Origin of the sequence: Azospirillum agricola, from assembly GCF_020005195.1 — a bacterium.
GTDB lineage: Bacteria > Pseudomonadota > Alphaproteobacteria > Azospirillales > Azospirillaceae > Azospirillum > Azospirillum agricola.
This window is the reverse complement of sequence record NZ_JAIFZR010000002.1, coordinates 592,064-607,331: the sequence shown is the minus strand read 5'-3', so window position 1 is coordinate 607,331 and position 15,268 is coordinate 592,064. Positions and strand designations below refer to the sequence as shown.

Genomic DNA, 15,268 nt, shown 5'->3' with positions numbered 1-15,268 from the left:
AAAGCCCGCCGGATGGAAGTCCGGCGGGCGTGGTTCGGCGGTCGATGAATGAGTATATAGTCCTATTTTATGGGCGGGGTCAATCCATTCGTTGCGAAAGCCGTCGGTGCTCTTACAGTGCGGCCGGTGACGGGCCACCTATGGGGGCGCGAGGCAAGGCGGAGAGGCGGACGATGCGGCGGCGGACGTTCCTGAAGGCGGCGGCGGCAACAGCGACTCTGGGGGGGACGCTGGGCGCGGCCCTCACGGCGGGCGGCGGTGCCGGGGCGCTGGCGGCTCCCGGCGCGGCGGCCATCGCGTCCTTCCCGGAAGGCTTCCTGTGGGGTGTCTCGACCTCCGCCTACCAGATCGAGGGCGCCGTCGCCGAGGATGGGCGCGGCCCCAGCGTGTGGGACAGCTTCAGCCATTCCTACGGCCGCATCGCCAACGGCGACACCGGCGACGTCGCCTGCGACCATTACAACCGCTACCGCGAGGACGTCGAACTGATGGCGCGGGCCGGCATGAAGGCCTACCGATTCTCCATCGCCTGGCCGCGCGTGCTGCCGCAGGGGACGGGAACGGTCAACGCCAAGGGGCTGGACTTCTACGACCGGCTGACCGACTCGCTGCTGAAGCGCGGGATCGAGCCCTGGCCCTGCCTGTACCACTGGGATCTGCCGCAGGCCTTGCAGGACAGGGGCGGCTGGCTGAACCGCGACATCGCCTCCTGGTTCACCGACTACGCGCTGGCGGTGACGGCGCGGCTCGGCGACCGCGCCAAGCGCTGGGTGATGCTGAACGAGCCGTCGGTGGTCGCCATCTTCGGCCACGGCACCGGCGGCCACGCGCCGGGCCTGACCGGGCGGACAAACTGCCTGACGGCGATCCACCACCAGAATCTGGCGCAGGGCCGGGCGCTGGCGGCGCTGCGCCCGGCCGCCGCCGGGAAGGGCTGGCAGCTCGGCACCGTGCTGTCGCTCCAGCCGTCCTGGCCGGTCGGCGGGCTCGATTCGAACTACCTGGCCTCGCTGATGTGGGACGCGGTGTGGAACCGCTCCTGCCTTGACCCGCTGTTCAAGGGGCGCTTCCCGGAACAGCTCCAGGCCGACTTCGCCGCCATCGCCAAGCCCGGCGATCTGGCGGTCATCCAGCAGCCGGTCGATTTCCTCGGCGTCAACTATTACAGCCGCATGCACCAGCAGGTCGATCCGCAGGGGCTGTTCGGCACCGGCTACGGCTCGGCGCCGGAGGGGACGCGGCGCACCGCCATGGAATGGCCGGTCGAGCCGGACGGGCTGACCGAGATCCTGGTGGAGTTGCAGGAGAGCTACGGCAACCCGCCCGTCTACATCGCCGAGAACGGCGCCGACTACGAGGATGTCGTCGGCCCGTCGGGGCGGGTGGAGGACAACGACCGCATCGCCTATCTGCGCGGCCACATGCTCGCGGCCCGCAACGCCATCGAGGAGGGCTGCAACGTCAAGGGCTGGATGGTGTGGACGCTGCTCGACAATTTCGAATGGGCGGAGGGCTACCGCCGCCGCTTCGGGATGGTCCAGGTCGACCGCAGGACGATGGCCCGGACGCCCAAGGCCAGCTACGACTGGTACGCCAAGGTCATCCGCGAGAACGGTGTTCCGCAGGCCTGAGGGGCCGTGCCTGAGGGGCCGTTGTCCGGACGGCGGCGTTCAGCCGAACCGCGCCATCGCCGTGCCGACGCGGGCGAGGAACCTGGCGCGCGTCGCCTCGGTCGAGCGGTCCATGTCGTAATGCGCGAGGTAGCGGAAGCCGGCCTGCGGCGCGCAGGCGGTCAGCAGCCCGCTCTTCAGGATGCGGCGTGCCGGGTTGCGCATGTAAAGCTCGGCCAGCCACCAGGGCGAGCCGAAGCTGGTCAGCACCGCGACCGAGCGCAGCCCGGTCAGCAGCGGTTCGATCCGCCCGCCGGCGCGGTCGTGGCGGAAGGCCACGCCCGGCGCCCAGACCCGGTCGAAATAGCCCTTCAGGATCGCCGGCTGGTCGAACCACCAGTGCGGGAAACAGAGGACCAGCCCCTCGGCCCAGCGCAGCCGCTCGACCAGCGGCGCGATGGGCGGCGCCAGGGTGGCGGTGTCGTAGCCCGGCGAGAAATAGGCCGCGCGCTCGGCGGCGGTCAGGGCGGGGGCGAAGCCCTCGGCGTAGAGGTCGGTCTCCACCAGCTCGTGCCCGGCGGCGCGCAGCGCGGTTGCGGCGGTGCGCTGGACGGAAGCGGCGAAGCTGTCGGGCAGCGGATGGGCGAGGATGGTCTGGATGCGCATGACGCGGCGATGCTACCACAGGCTTGCGCCCGTGCTAGAGTGCTCGCCGTTTCTCCCGTTCCCGCAAGCGTCCCCCGATGACCGCGAAACGCCCGCCGCAGCCGACCCGCTTCGCCATCCAGAAGGCGCGGGGCAAGGGATGGAAGACCCTGGAGGTGGGGGAGGACCTGGACCACGCCAAGGCCCGCTTCGCCATCATGGTCGGGGTGAATCCGCGCGCCTATTTCCGGCTGATCCAGCTCGATTACAACGCCGACTCCGGCTACGAGGGCATGGAGTTCAACTGGACCCTGATCGAGCTGTACGATCCGACGCGGACGGATCCGACCCGGAAGGCGGCGTCGAAGCCGTCCTCCAGAGCGTCCCGCCGGGCATCGTCGGCGTCCGGCCGGCCGGTCCGGCGCAAGGAGTCGGTGGCCCTGCCGTTCCGCGTCTATCTGGCGGTGGTGCTGGTCGGCGCGCTGGTGGGCGGGCTGGTGTACCTTCATTTCGCCGGGCCGGGGCGCTGAGCGGCGTCATTCGGCGCTGTACCCCTTTCGGCGCATGCACTGACTGAAGATTTCCCTGCGGTAGCGGAACTGCGGCGTTTCCGGCAGGGGGCGGTTTGGATAGCCGCGCAGGCGCATGGTGGCGTCCACCTCCTCGGTGCATTCGTCGTAGGCGACGACGGGCACCTCCTTGCTGGCTTCCCATTCCCGGTAGGACGGGCCGCCGCCGCAGCCGGCCAGCAGCAGAAGACCGGCCAGCGCCCCGGCGGTCCTGAATCGGGTCATATCCATGCTGGTCCTCGTTGCCATCCCCGGAGCGGAGATTCCCGGAGCGCAGGCTAGCACGGGAGCGCTCCGGCCATCCATTTTCGGGCGCGCTTTTTTGGCAACGCTGCGGAACGGACAGGGCTGGCGCACAAAAATCGCGACCGGAAAGCCGCCGCAATCTGGTAACACGGTCGCGGCGTATCTTTCGTGGCAGGGCGTCACGGACGGAGGGAAGGGCATGTCTGGGATTGCGCGGCGGACGCGGTGCGGCGCGGCTGTGGCGGTTGTGGTGTCGGTGCTGGCGGCCGCGCCGATGACGGCGCGGGCCGAGCCGGGGGCGGCGGACATCCAGTGGGCGCAGATTTTCCTGAAGGAAAAGGGATTCGACATCGGTGGCCGCGCCAACGGCCAGATGACCGCGCAGACCCGCGCGGCGCTCGGCGCCTACCAGAGGTCGGTCGGTCTGCCGGCGACCGGGCAGCTCGATTCCGCCACCACCGCCAGGATCATGGGCGAGCGGGAGAAGAAGGCCTCCCCCACCATGGGCAGCCTGTCCAGGAGCCAGGTCGGCCAGACCCCGCGCGACCGCGAGGTGGCGCCGCGCGCGGCCCCCACCGCCCGCATCGACAGCGGCAACGAATCCGTCGGCGGCATGGCGCAGTTCGGTTCGGCGCCGCCCGCGTCCGCCTCGGGCAACCCGGCCGCCGGCGCGCCGGCCAGGACGGCCTCCGCGCCGCCGGCTTCCGCCGCGCCCGCGCATTCCTCCCCGGCGGTGGCCCCGGCCGTGCCGTCGCGCACGGCGTCGCACGGGGCGGACGGGCCGGCGCCCCAGGCAGCGCCGCGCGGCGCCGTCACCGCCGCCACACCGGCCGGCGAGCCCGCCCCGCTGGTCGAAGCGTCGCCGGCCGGCGGCGTTCCGGGCTGGATGACCAACGGCCTGCGCTACGGCGTGATGGGGCTGGTCGCGGCGATTCTGGGCGGCATCGGCTTTGCGTGGTGGCGCAGCGGGCGCGGCACCGTTCCGGCCGGCGTGCCCGGCGACGGCGCCCCGCGCGACACCCGCGTCGAGCCGAGCTTCGGTTCTCCGCGCCGCCGCGAGGAGTTGACCGCCGGCCCGCGCCTGACCGCCGACGCGCGGCGGCGCTGAGCAAAGCCGCGGTTCAGCCCATCTGGGCCATCATCGGGCACATCCCGCTTCCGCCGCAGCCGCCCGGCGCGCAGGCCGGTGCCGGTGCGGCAGCCTGCGCCATCGCCACGCGCGGGGCCATGATCGCCTTGGCGACCTGGGTGCCGCCGCAGGACGGGCAGGGAATGCCCGCCTGCTTTTTCGTGTCGTAATCGGCCATGTTGTCAAACCATTCTTCGAACGAATGGCCGCAGGCGCAGTTCAGGGCGTAGAGGATCATTGCGGCTCCTTTGGCAGATGGCGCAAGGCGGCGTCGGAATTGCCCCTTCTAGCCGTCGGAGTCCCCGGCCCGCCAGGATCTGCATCAATTCGCGGGAGGCGGAGCCTCGGGCGAAGCCGTCCACCGCCCCCCCCCCGGCGGTTGATCCGCGTGCCGGGGACCTTGCGCCGCCACCCGTTGGCGCCGCGCGCCTGATCCTTGGTGAAGAGGGCCGGCCGACGCAGGTTCCGGCGCTCGAATCCGGGTCTTCCCGTGCGGGCCGATGAGATCGGGCTGGCGGAGAGCGCGACCATGCGCTGGTGGAGGGGCCGGCCGAACCGGCCGGGCTGCGCCCGACTCATCCCCACGGCCATTCATCATCTTCCGGGCCATCTCCCGTGCTGGGCCCCGACCGCGATGCGGCTCTCGACGACCGTCCGCCTGTTGGCGGGGGCGGTGCTTTCCACCACCCGGCCCCTGTTGCGGCCGACCTCCACATCGAATCAAAGCAATGCGATGGCAAAACTGGGAAATGACCGCTGAAAATTCTTATTATTTTATAAAACTCAGAATTATATGCGGAATTTCTTTAAAATAAACTGTGGAAATATGGACGCGCTATCGGTTAGTCTTCGAGGGTCGCGCCATTGGATCGCTCCCACCCGATCCAAGAAATGGTGCGGTCATCACCAGACAACCGGCGGCGGTCGTGACAATCCACACGGGCAAAGTCCTTGGCGTGCGCAAGACACGGCTTGCGGTGCGCGCGCGTCACCTTGACGAGCCGATGGATCGGCATGGCCTCGTCTTCCGGCCGGCATCGCCGTTCCCGTCATCCCGTCCTTCCGTCCCACAGGTGCGCCCATGACACCCTCCCGCGACGACGCGATCCTTCTCCTCGGCGCCGGCCGCATGGGCGCCGCCCTGTTGCGCGGCTGGCTGGCGCAGGGAGTGGCGGGCCGCTCGGTCACCGTCCTCGATCCCAACCCGGCGCCCGACCTGCTGGCCCTGGCCGGGGAAACCGGCGTCCGCCTGAACCCGGCGGAGACGGGCGCCGCCGACATCCTGGTGGTGGCGGTCAAGCCGCAGCTCGTCGCCCAGGCGGCGCCCGCCGTCCAGCCGTGGCTGTCGGCGGACACCCTCGTCGTCTCGATCATGGCCGGCAAGACGCTGGCCGATCTGCGGGCGCTGTTCCCGACGGCCGGTTCGCATGTCCGCGCCATGCCCAACCTGCCGGCGGCGGTCGGGCGCGGGGCGACGGTGGCGGTCGCGGCCCCCGGCACCCCGGCCGCGGCGGTCGAGCGCAGCCACCGGCTGCTGACCGCCGTCGGCGGGCTGGAGTGGCTGGAGGACGAGGCGCTGGTGGATGCGGCGACCGCCGTGTCCGGCTCCGGCCCGGCCTATGTCTTCTACATGGTGGAATGCCTGACCCGCGCCGGCACCGAGGCCGGCCTGCCGCCGGAGATCGCCGAGCGTCTGGCGCGCGCCACGGTCGAGGGGGCCGGCACCATGCTCGGCGTCACCGGCCAGCCGGCGGCGGAGCTGCGCGGCAACGTGACCTCCCCCGGTGGCACCACCCAGGCCGGCCTGTCGGTGCTGATGGCCGACGGGACGATGCAGGCGCTGCTGTCGGCCACCGTGCGGGCGGCGGCGGCGCGGGCGCGCGAGCTGGGCGGAATTCCCGCCCCGGCCGCCACCTCCATCGGCGCCTGAGCGGCACGGACGTTCGAACACCATCTTCCACCCAGAGCCCGGATCGCTCCAGGCCGACCAGACAGAACCCCAACCCCCGATGGACCACATGACGGACCCCATGATCGGCACGAGCGCTCCGACCGCCACCACCGTTGAAACGGCCGACCGGGCGGACGCCGCTCCGTTCTCGGCCTTCGCGATGCCGGTCCGTCTGCCGACGGATCTGCGGCAGGCGATCACCGCCGCCTACCGCCGGCCGGAGCCGGAGTGCGTGGCGTGGCTGGTTGGGCAGGCGACCCTGCCGGCCACGGTGACCGCCGCCGCCGAGGCGACGGCGCGCACGCTGATCGCCGCCCTGCGCGCCAAGCCGCAGGGGCGCGGGGTCGAGGGGCTAATCCACGAATACAGCCTGTCCAGCCAGGAGGGCGTCGCCCTGATGTGTCTGGCGGAGGCGCTGCTGCGCATCCCCGACCGCGCCACCCGCGACGCGCTGATCCGCGACAAGATCGCCGGCGGCGACTGGCGCGCGCATCTCGGCAACAGCCCGTCGCTGTTCGTCAACGCCGCGACCTGGGGCCTGCTGGTCACCGGCAAGGTGACGGGCGTGCTGGGCAGCGGCCTGCTGGGCGGCGGTGCCTTGAGCGAGCGGGCGCTGTCCTCGGCGCTGACCCGGCTGATCCTGCGCGGCGGCGAGCCGCTGATCCGCCGCGGCGTCGATTTCGCCATGCGGATGATGGGCGAGCAGTTCGTCACCGGCCAGACCATCGACGAGGCGCTGGCCAACAGCCGCAAGATGGAGGCCGAGGGCTTCCGCTACTCCTACGACATGCTGGGCGAGGCGGCGACCACGACGGCCGACGCCGACCGCTACTTCGCCGATTATGAAACGGCGATCCACGCCATCGGCAAGGCGTCGGCCGGGCGCGGCCTCTATGACGGGCCGGGCATCTCGATCAAGCTGTCGGCCCTGCACCCGCGCTACTCCCGCGCCCAGGCCGACCGCGTGATGGCGGAGCTGCTGCCGCGCGTGACCGCGCTGGCCAAGCTGGCGCGCGGCTACGACATCGGCCTGAACATCGACGCCGAGGAATCCGACCGGCTGGAGCTGTCGCTCGACCTGCTGGAAGCGCTGTGCTTCGACCGCGATCTGGCGGGCTGGAACGGCATCGGCTTCGTCATCCAGGCCTACGGCAAGCGCTGCCCCTACGTGATCGATTTTGTCGTCGACCTCGCCCGGCGCAGCGGCCACCGGCTGATGATCCGGCTGGTCAAGGGCGCCTACTGGGATTCGGAGATCAAGCGCGCCCAGGTCGACGGGCTGGAGGATTTCCCGGTCTACACCCGCAAGCTCCACACCGACGTTTCCTACGTCGCCTGCGCGCGCAAGCTGCTGGCCGCCCCCGACGCCGTGTTCCCGCAGTTCGCCACCCACAACGCCCAGACGCTGGCGACCATATACAGCATGGCCGGCGACGACTTCCAGGTCGGCAAATACGAATTCCAGTGCCTGCACGGCATGGGCGAGCCGCTCTACAAGGAGGTCGTCGGCCCGCTGAAGCGGCCCTGCCGCGTCTACGCCCCGGTCGGCACGCACGAGACGCTGCTTGCCTATCTGGTCCGCCGCCTGCTGGAGAACGGGGCCAACAGCTCCTTCGTCAACCGCATCGCCGACAAGAGCGTGTCGATCGACAGCCTCGTCGCCGACCCGGTGGAGATCGCAGGCACCTCCCTGCCGGTCGGCGCGCCGAACCCGCTGATCGCCCTGCCCAAGGATCTGTTCGGGGCCGAGCGGGCCAATTCGGCCGGCCTCGACCTCGCCAACGAGCACGCGCTGCTCGCCCTGTCCGAGGCGCTGCGCGCCAGCGCCCGGCGGAACTGGACCGCCGCCCCGCTGCTGGCCGCCCCGCTGCTGACCGATGGCGAGCGGTCGGGCCAGACCCAGCCGGTGCTGAACCCGGCCGACCGGCGCGACGTCGTCGGCCACGCCACCGACGCCACGCCGGATGAGATCGCCGAGGCCTTCCGCTTCGCCGAAGCGGGCGCCGCCGCCTGGGCCGCCACCGCGCCGGCCGAGCGCGCCGCCTGCCTGTTCCGCGCCGCCGACGTCCTGCAGGCGCGGATGCCGACCCTGCTCGGCCTGATCATCCGCGAGGCCGGCAAGTCGGCGTCCAACGCCATCGCCGAGGTGCGCGAGGCCATCGACTTCCTGCGCTACTACGGCGCCCAGGCGCGCGACCGCTTCGCCAACGGCACCCACGTCCCGCTGGGTCCGGTGGTCTGCATCAGCCCGTGGAATTTCCCGCTCGCCATCTTCACGGGCCAAGTCGCGGCGGCGCTGGCCGCCGGCAACCCGGTGCTGGCCAAGCCGGCCGAGGAAACCCCACTGGTCGCCGCCGAGGCGGTGCGCATCCTGCGCGAGGCCGGCGTGCCGGCGGCGGCGGTGCAGCTGCTGCCCGGCGCCGGCGCGGTCGGCGCGGCGCTGGTCGGCAACGCGGCGACGCGGGCGGTGATGTTCACCGGCTCGACCGAGGTGGCGCGGCTGATCCAGCGCCAGCTCGCCGAGCGACTGTCGCCGGACGGCGCGCCGATTCCCCTGATCGCCGAGACCGGCGGGCAGAACGCGATGATCGTCGACAGCTCGGCGCTGGCCGAGCAGGTGGTGGGTGACGTCATCGCGTCGGCCTTCGACAGCGCCGGCCAGCGCTGCTCGGCGCTGCGCGTCCTGTGTCTCCAGGAGGATGTGGCCGACCGCACGCTGACCATGCTGAAGGGGGCGCTGCACGAGCTTCGCATCGGCAACCCCGACCGTCTGGCCACCGACGTCGGCCCGGTCATCACCGAGGAGGCGCGCGCCGGCATCGACCGCCACATCGAGGCGATGCGCGCCAAGGGCCGCCGGGTCGATTCGCTGGCCCTGCCACCGGAGACCGCCCACGGCACCTTTGTGGCGCCGACCATCATCGAGATCGACGGCATCGCCGATCTGGAGCGCGAGGTGTTCGGCCCGGTGCTGCACGTCCTGCGCTACCGCCGCGACGATCTCGACGGGCTGGTCGACGCCATCAACGGCACCGGCTACGGCCTGACCTTCGGCCTGCACACCCGCATCGACGCCACCATCGAGCGCGTGACCAGCCGCGTCGAGGCCGGCAACCTCTACGTCAACCGCAACACCATCGGCGCCGTGGTCGGCGTGCAGCCCTTTGGCGGCCACGGCCTGTCGGGCACCGGGCCGAAGGCGGGCGGGCCGCTCTACATGACGCGGCTGCTCGGCCGGCGTCCGCCGCTGTCGTCGGACGTCGGCGGGACCGACCTGCGCGGCTCCGACGGCGACCGGGTGTCGGGCCGCGCCTTCGCCGACTGGCTGAAGGGGCAGGGCCGGACCGCCGAGGCGGCCTGGTGCCGCGCGCTGACCGACCGGTCGCCGCTGGGCGGCTGCGCCGAGCTGGCCGGCCCGGTCGGCGAGCGCAACCTCTACAGCCTGCACCGCCGTGGCCGGATCCTGCTGCTGCCGCAGACCGAGCAGGGCTTGCTGCTGATGCTGGGCGCGGTGTTCGCCACCGGCAACGACGCGCTGGTCGATGCGCCGGCCCATCTCGTCGGCCGTCTCGGCTCGCTGCCGGCCGACCTCGCCGCCCGTGTCCGCGTGGCTCCGGACTGGCTGTCGGGCGGCGCGCTGGCCGGTGCGCTGGTGGAGGGCGACGCCGAGCGGCTGACCGCCATCAACCGCCGCATCGCCGAGCTTCCCGGCCCGCTGGTCCTGACCCAGGGCCTGTCGAGCGAGGGGTTGACCAGCGGCCGCGAGGCGATCGAGATCGCGTGGCTGCTGAACGAGCGCTCGGTCAGCGTCAACACCACGGCGGCCGGCGGCAACGCCAGCCTGGTGGCGGTGAGCTGAGGCCGGTCAGGCGCCGGCGGCCTAGAGGTCGGCGGCGCGCGGATCGGTTATGGTGATCGCGTGGCCGCCGATTCCGTCGACGCCGCCGGTCACCCGATCGCCGGGAACGATCGGGCCGACGCCCGCCGGGGTGCCGGTGTAGATCAGGTCGCCGGCCCGGATGGTCATCGAGCGCGACAGGATGGCGATGATCTCCGGCACGCTCCAGATCAGGTCGGCGATGTCCTGGTCCTGCTTGACCGTGCCGTTGACCGCCAGCCAGACGCGGCCCTTCTCCGGATGGCCGATCTCGCTGACGGGGCGGATCGGGCCGATGACGGCCGAGTTGTCGAACGCCTTGCCCCAGTCCCACGGGCGGCCCTTGTCGCGCGCCTCCAACTGGAGGTCGCGGCGGGTCAGGTCGTTGCCGACGGCGTAGCCGAAGACATGATCGAGGGCGCGCTCGGCCGGGATGTCGGTCCCGTCCTTGCCGATGGCGACGACCAGCTCGATCTCGTACTGGAAGTTGGCGGTCTCCGGCGGGTAGGGGACGGCGCTGCCGTCGGGGATGACGGCGTCGGCCGGCTTGGTGAAGAAGAAGGGCGCCTCGCGGTCGGGGTCGCGCCCCATCTCGCGCGCGTGGGCGGCGTAGTTGCGCCCGACGCAGAACACCCGGCGCACCGGGAAGGCGGCGTCGCTGCCCGCGACGGGCACGGCGACGGTGGGGGATGGCGGGAAGACCCAGCTCGGCATGATGCGGTTCCTTGGTTGGTTTCTTGTCCCTCTCCCGCCCCGGGAGAGGGGATATTGGAAGCGGTGGGCGTTACTCCCGCACCCGGTTCCCCCGGTCCTCGCGCCACAGGCCGAGCTTCTGCTGGGCCACGCGGTCGGAGTAGCTGAAGATCACCGCATCCTCGCCGGCGTGGTGCGTCACCCATTTCCAGCTCGGCGCGACGAAGACGTCCTTCGGGCCCCAGGCGAAGGGCTGGCCGTCGATGGTCGTGGTGCCGCGCCCCTCGACCACCGCGAAGATGGTGGCGTCGGTGCTGCGGTAGGCGCTGGTCTGGAAATCCTTCGGCAGAAGCTGCATGAAGGCCGACATGGTCGGCATCGGCGAGCCGCCGTCCACCGGGTTGACGAAGCGCATCTTCAGCCCGTGGCAGGGATCCCACTCCTGCTGGCGGCGCATCGCCTCCAGCGCCTCGCGGGTGCGGGCGTAGGGGTAGCTGAAGATCGGATAGGCGTGCTCGGCCGGCTCGTAATCGACCGGCAGCATGTTGGCGCCGAAGCGGGCCAGCGAATGGCCGACCGGGCGGGTCACCGGCTGCTCGTCCTCCGGGTAGGATTCCGCGAAGGAGGCGTCGTAGAAGGACACGGTCGGGATGTCGAGCCCGTCGAGCCAGATCATCGGCTCGTCGCTGTGGTTGCCGTGGTCGTGCCAGGCGCGCGGCGGGGTGATGACGAAATCGCCGACCTGCATGACGGTGCGCTCGCCGTCCACCGCCGTGTGGGCGCCGGCCCCGTCGAGCACGAAGCGCACCGCCGACTGGCTGTGGCGGTGGGCCGGCGCCACCTCGCCCGGCAGCACCAGCTGAAGCCCGGCGTAGAGCGAGGTGGTGATGCGGTTCTGGCCGGGCATGCCCGGATTCTCCAGCATCAGCACGCGGCGCTCGGCCTCCTTGGCGGTGATGAGGGAGCCGGCCTCCAGCAGCAGCTCCTTCATCTCGGCGAAGTTCCACAGATGGGGGACGCAGGCGCTGCGCGGCTCGCGGGTGATGATGGCGCTCATCACCGACCACAGCGGGTTCAGGTTGCGCTTGCTGATCTTGTCGTAATAGGCCTGCCGCTCCGGTGTGTCGGCGGGTGGTCCGGAGATGGACATGTGTTGATTCCTTTCGTCAGACGGCGGCTGTCAGACGGCGGCGCCGAGGCCGGTCACGCCGTAGAGCCACGCCACGCGGTCGTAATGCTGCTCGCGGGTCGAATGGCCGAGGATGGCGTTGCGCAGCGCCGCCTGTCCGCCGGCCGGGTGGTAGACGTATTCGCCCATCAGGCGCGAATTGAGCTGGACCCGGCCGGTGCGGGCGAAGCGGTCGCGGTTGTAGGCGGGGAAGGCGATCTCAAGATTGCCGCCGGCCTCGGCCATGTGGTGGGAGAGGTTGACCGCGTCCTCCAGCGCCATGCAGGCGCCCTGCGCGAGGTATTGCAGCATCGGGTGCGCGGCGTCGCCCAGCAGCACGACGCGGCCGTCGATCCAGTTGGGCGTCGGGTCGCGGTCGCACAACACCCACAGCTTCCAGTTCTCGCCGCGCTCGATGATCTGTTTCGGGCGGTCGGCGATGTGCTCGAAGCCCTTGTAGACCACGTCCTTGGTCACCGGCACGCCGGCCACCGCCTCGGCGGCGTCGTTGTGGCAGGTGACGACGAGGTTGAAGACCTTGCCGCCCTTCAGCGGGTAATGGACGATGTGGCATTTCGGCCCGGCCCACAGCGTCGCCGCGTTCCAGCGCAGATCCTCCGGCATCTGTTCGGTCGGGATGACCGAGCGGAAGGTGGTGTGGCCGGACACGCGCGGCTGCGCGTCGCCCACCACCTGCGCCCGCACCTTGGAGCGCAGCCCGTCGGCGCCGATCAGCGCCGAGCCGGTCAGCCGCCCGCCGTTGCCGAGCGTGACGGTGACGGACGCGCCGTCCTGCTCGTAGCGCTCCACCGACGAACTGGTGCGCAGCTCGATGAGGTCGCTGGCGCGGCAGGCGTCGAGCAGCACCATGTGCAGGTCGGCGCGGTGGACGACGGCGTAGGGATTCTTGAAGCGCTGGCGGAACGGCTCGTCGAGCGGGATGGCGGCGACGCGCTCGTCGCGGACGGCGTCCATCAGCACCAGATGGTCGATGTAGACGGCCTTGGCCCGCGCGGCGTCGCCGACGCCGAGGTAATCGAAGGCGTGGAAGGCGTTGGGGCCGATCTGGATGCCGGCGCCGATCTCCCCCAACTCGGGGGCCTGTTCGAGCACGATCGAGCGGAAGCCCTTGCGGGCCAGCCCCAGCGCGGCGGCCAAACCGCCGATGCCGCCTCCGGCGATCAGGATGGGACGGTCGGGCATGGATTGGGTGTTCCTCTTGTGCTGAATCTTGGTCGGTCTCTTGGTCGGTCACAGGGAGGCGAGCAGCCCGCCGTCCACCGGGATGACCTGCCCGTTGATGAAGCCGCTGGCCGGTCCGGCCAGGAAGACCGCCACCCCGGCGATGTCCTCGGGCGTTCCCCAGCGGCGGGCCGGCACGTCGCTCTCGATGTAGCGCTGGAAGGCCTCGTTCTCCTGCATCGCCGTGGTGAAGCCGGTGGCGACGAAGCCGGGGGCGATGGCGTTGCAGGCGATGCCGAGCGGCCCGTATTCCACCGCCAGCGCCCGCGTCATGGCGGCGAGCCCGCCCTTGGCGGTCGCGTAGGCGCTGATGGTGCCGCGTGACCCGAAGGCCGAGACCGACGACATCAGCACGATGCGCCCGCTCCTCCGCTCCACCATCGACGGCAGCACCGCCTGGCAGAGGTTGAAGGCGCCGTCGACGTGGGTCCGCCACAGCGAGTCCCACTCATCCGGCCGGTAGTCCAGGAAGGGCTTGCGGTTCTGGTTGCCGGCGTTGCTGAACAGGCTGTCGATGCGGCCCCAGCGGTCGAGGATGGCGGCGACGCCGGCCCGCACGGCGTCCGGATCGGTGACGCTGAAGGGGGTGGCGACCGCCTCCAGCCCCTCGTCGCGCAGGGTGGCGGCGGCCTGTTCCGCGCGGTCGGCGTCGAGGTCGTTGATGGCGACGCGGGCGCCGGCCTCGGCGGCGGCGCGAGCGGCGGCAAAGCCGATCCCGCCGGCCCCGCCGGTCACGAGGAAGACGGAGCCGCCAAGCCCGAAGCGGCGTTCCAGAAAGGCCTGAGCGGACATGCGCCGGCTCCTGTCGGTGAGGGGGATGGGGAGGGGATCAGAGCTTCTGGAGCTTGCAGGCGCCCGTCGGGGCCGGGGTCGCCTGCTCGGCCGGGAAGGACATCGTCACCACCGGGCGCAGCTTGCCGTCCGCCTCGGCGACATGGCCGAAGTAGTTGGGCAGGATGAGCTGGTTGTCCTCCGGCCGGAAGGCGAGCTTGCCGAGGATGGTCTCGAAGCTGCCGCCGCTCATCGCGCGGGCGATGTCGATCGGCTTGACGCTCTTGGCCTTCTCGACCGCCTGGAAGATGACCTGCATGCCGAGGTAGGTCTCGCCCTCGAAGTTCGACGGCTGGTCGCCGTTGTAGTGCTTGGCCCAGGCGGCGGCGAAGCTCTTGTTCTCCGGCGTGTCGAGGGTCGAGCTGTAGTTGATGATGCCGTGGATGCCCTTGGCGGTCTCGCCCATCGCCTGCACCGTGTTGTCGGTGACGAAGCTGACCCCGGCGGTGAACACGTTGGCGAGCAGGCCGAACTGGTGCGCCTGGGTGGCGAAGCTGACGGCGTCGCGCCCGGCCAGCGCCACCCACAGCCCTTCGGCCCCCGACGCCTTGATCTGCTGGATGTAGGCGGCGTAGTCGGTGGCGCCGAGCGGCGGGTAGAGTTCGGCGACGACCGACTTGCCCTGGGCGGTCGCGGCCTCCTTGAAGCCGGCGCCCGACCCGCGGCCCCAGGCGCCGTCCATGCCGATGATCGCCCATTTCTGTTCCTTGCGGCCAGCCAGCCAGGGCTTGACCACCGCCGCGTCCTGCGCGTCCTGGTGGTTGACGCGGAAGGCGCGGCGGACGCAGCTGTCGCCGGTGATCTTGTCGCTCTTGGTCACGGTGGCGACGTAGAGCGCGTCCCAGCGGTCGAGCATCGGCGCGATGGCCAGCGCCTCGCCCGACGCGATGACGCCGGTCAGCACCTTGTAGCCCTCCAGCGCCAGCCGCTCGGACTGCTTGCGGGCGAGGTCGGGCTTGGCCTCGGTGTCGAGGATCTTGGCCTCGACCTTGCGGCCGGCGACGCCGCCCTTGGCGTTGGCCTCGGCGATGGCGAACTCGATGGCGCGCTTGGCCTGGTTGCCGAGGTCGGCGTAGGTGCCGGACATGGCGGTCGGCACGCCGATCTTCAGCACCTCCTGCGCGTGGGCGAGGACGGGAAGAGAGAGGGAGAGGGCCAGCGCGCTGGCGGCGCCGAGGGCTCGGAGCTTGAGGCTGTTCGTCCTGGTCATCGTTTCCTCCATGGTCTTGTTTTTTCCCCTCTCCCGCCCCGGGAGAGGGTGGCCCGCAGGGCCGGGTGAGGGGCTATCGGTCGTGGTACGAAATCCA

Annotated in this window: 13 protein-coding genes; 5 read left to right on the top strand and 8 right to left on the bottom strand. The window is 71.2% G+C overall.

Annotation, left to right across the window (positions count from 1 at the left end; translation table 11 throughout):
- Positions 1–173: 173 nt before the first annotated feature.
- The gene (locus JN22_RS05600) at positions 174–1,631 is read left to right on the top strand and encodes a GH1 family beta-glucosidase (RefSeq protein WP_085552963.1); all 1,458 of its coding nucleotides are present in this window, start codon (positions 174–176) and stop codon (positions 1,629–1,631) included.
- Positions 1,632–1,670: 39 nt separating this feature from the next.
- On the opposite strand, the gene JN22_RS05595 is transcribed toward JN22_RS05600, so the two are convergent.
- Positions 1,671–2,276: an NAD(P)H-dependent oxidoreductase gene (locus tag JN22_RS05595; RefSeq protein WP_085552962.1), complete on the bottom strand. Its 606-nt coding sequence runs from the start codon at positions 2,274–2,276 to the stop codon at positions 1,671–1,673.
- 77 nt (positions 2,277–2,353) lie between these two features.
- Between JN22_RS05595 and JN22_RS05590 the strand changes: the two genes are divergently transcribed.
- Positions 2,354–2,785: a hypothetical protein gene (locus JN22_RS05590; protein ID WP_085552961.1), complete on the top strand. Its 432-nt coding sequence runs from the start codon at positions 2,354–2,356 to the stop codon at positions 2,783–2,785.
- Positions 2,786–2,791: 6 nt separating this feature from the next.
- Here JN22_RS05590 and JN22_RS05585 read toward each other — a convergent pair whose 3' ends face one another.
- A complete protein-coding gene (locus JN22_RS05585; RefSeq protein WP_085552960.1) occupies positions 2,792–3,049 on the bottom strand; it encodes a hypothetical protein in 258 nt (85 codons plus the stop codon).
- A 220-nt stretch (positions 3,050–3,269) separates the two neighbouring features.
- Here JN22_RS05585 and JN22_RS05580 point away from each other — a divergent pair, with 220 nt between their 5' ends.
- Complete coding sequence (locus tag JN22_RS05580) at positions 3,270–4,178, top strand: peptidoglycan-binding domain-containing protein (protein ID WP_085552959.1); 909 nt, start codon at positions 3,270–3,272, stop codon at positions 4,176–4,178.
- 13 nt (positions 4,179–4,191) lie between these two features.
- On the opposite strand, the gene JN22_RS05575 is transcribed toward JN22_RS05580, so the two are convergent.
- Entirely contained in the window at positions 4,192–4,437 is a 246-nt protein-coding gene (locus JN22_RS05575; RefSeq protein ID WP_085552958.1) for a DUF1178 family protein, read from the bottom strand.
- A gap of 843 nt (positions 4,438–5,280) precedes the next feature.
- On the opposite strand from JN22_RS05575, the gene proC reads away from it, so the two are divergent.
- Complete coding sequence (gene proC, locus JN22_RS05570; RefSeq protein WP_085552957.1) at positions 5,281–6,129, top strand: pyrroline-5-carboxylate reductase; 849 nt, start codon at positions 5,281–5,283, stop codon at positions 6,127–6,129.
- Between the two features lie 88 nt (positions 6,130–6,217).
- Positions 6,218–10,009: a trifunctional transcriptional regulator/proline dehydrogenase/L-glutamate gamma-semialdehyde dehydrogenase gene (gene putA, locus JN22_RS05565; protein WP_449658089.1), complete on the top strand. Its 3,792-nt coding sequence runs from the start codon at positions 6,218–6,220 to the stop codon at positions 10,007–10,009.
- 21 nt (positions 10,010–10,030) lie between these two features.
- Here the strand turns inward: putA and JN22_RS05560 are convergent, their stop codons facing one another.
- From JN22_RS05560 to JN22_RS05540, 5 genes are all read right to left on the bottom strand, one after another.
- The gene (locus JN22_RS05560; protein ID WP_085552955.1) at positions 10,031–10,741 is read right to left on the bottom strand and encodes a fumarylacetoacetate hydrolase family protein; all 711 of its coding nucleotides are present in this window, start codon (positions 10,739–10,741) and stop codon (positions 10,031–10,033) included.
- Between the two features lie 70 nt (positions 10,742–10,811).
- Entirely contained in the window at positions 10,812–11,870 is a 1,059-nt protein-coding gene (gene gtdA, locus JN22_RS05555) for a gentisate 1,2-dioxygenase (protein WP_085552954.1), read from the bottom strand.
- Positions 11,871–11,900: 30 nt separating this feature from the next.
- Positions 11,901–13,091: a 3-hydroxybenzoate 6-monooxygenase gene (locus tag JN22_RS05550; protein ID WP_085552953.1), complete on the bottom strand. Its 1,191-nt coding sequence runs from the start codon at positions 13,089–13,091 to the stop codon at positions 11,901–11,903.
- Between the two features lie 48 nt (positions 13,092–13,139).
- A complete protein-coding gene (locus tag JN22_RS05545) occupies positions 13,140–13,922 on the bottom strand; it encodes an SDR family NAD(P)-dependent oxidoreductase (RefSeq protein ID WP_085552952.1) in 783 nt (260 codons plus the stop codon).
- Positions 13,923–13,959: 37 nt separating this feature from the next.
- Complete coding sequence (locus tag JN22_RS05540) at positions 13,960–15,171, bottom strand: ABC transporter substrate-binding protein (RefSeq protein ID WP_179166046.1); 1,212 nt, start codon at positions 15,169–15,171, stop codon at positions 13,960–13,962.
- Between the last annotated feature and the right edge of the window lie 97 nt (positions 15,172–15,268).

Coding starts and splice junctions, on each gene's coding strand:
- JN22_RS05580 (WP_085552959.1), top strand. CDS start 3,270: ATGTCTGGGATTGCGCGGCGGACGCGGTGCGGCGCGGCTGTGGCGGTT.
- JN22_RS05575 (WP_085552958.1), bottom strand. CDS start 4,437: ATGATCCTCTACGCCCTGAACTGCGCCTGCGGCCATTCGTTCGAAGAA.
- gtdA (WP_085552954.1), bottom strand. CDS start 11,870: ATGTCCATCTCCGGACCACCCGCCGACACACCGGAGCGGCAGGCCTAT.
- JN22_RS05550 (WP_085552953.1), bottom strand. CDS start 13,091: ATGCCCGACCGTCCCATCCTGATCGCCGGAGGCGGCATCGGCGGTTTG.
- JN22_RS05545 (WP_085552952.1), bottom strand. CDS start 13,922: ATGTCCGCTCAGGCCTTTCTGGAACGCCGCTTCGGGCTTGGCGGCTCC.
- JN22_RS05600 (WP_085552963.1), top strand. CDS start 174: ATGCGGCGGCGGACGTTCCTGAAGGCGGCGGCGGCAACAGCGACTCTG.
- JN22_RS05560 (WP_085552955.1), bottom strand. CDS start 10,741: ATGCCGAGCTGGGTCTTCCCGCCATCCCCCACCGTCGCCGTGCCCGTC.
- proC (WP_085552957.1), top strand. CDS start 5,281: ATGACACCCTCCCGCGACGACGCGATCCTTCTCCTCGGCGCCGGCCGC.
- putA (WP_449658089.1), top strand. CDS start 6,218: ATGACGGACCCCATGATCGGCACGAGCGCTCCGACCGCCACCACCGTT.
- JN22_RS05595 (WP_085552962.1), bottom strand. CDS start 2,276: ATGCGCATCCAGACCATCCTCGCCCATCCGCTGCCCGACAGCTTCGCC.
- JN22_RS05590 (WP_085552961.1), top strand. CDS start 2,354: ATGACCGCGAAACGCCCGCCGCAGCCGACCCGCTTCGCCATCCAGAAG.
- JN22_RS05540 (WP_179166046.1), bottom strand. CDS start 15,171: ATGACCAGGACGAACAGCCTCAAGCTCCGAGCCCTCGGCGCCGCCAGC.
- JN22_RS05585 (WP_085552960.1), bottom strand. CDS start 3,049: ATGACCCGATTCAGGACCGCCGGGGCGCTGGCCGGTCTTCTGCTGCTG.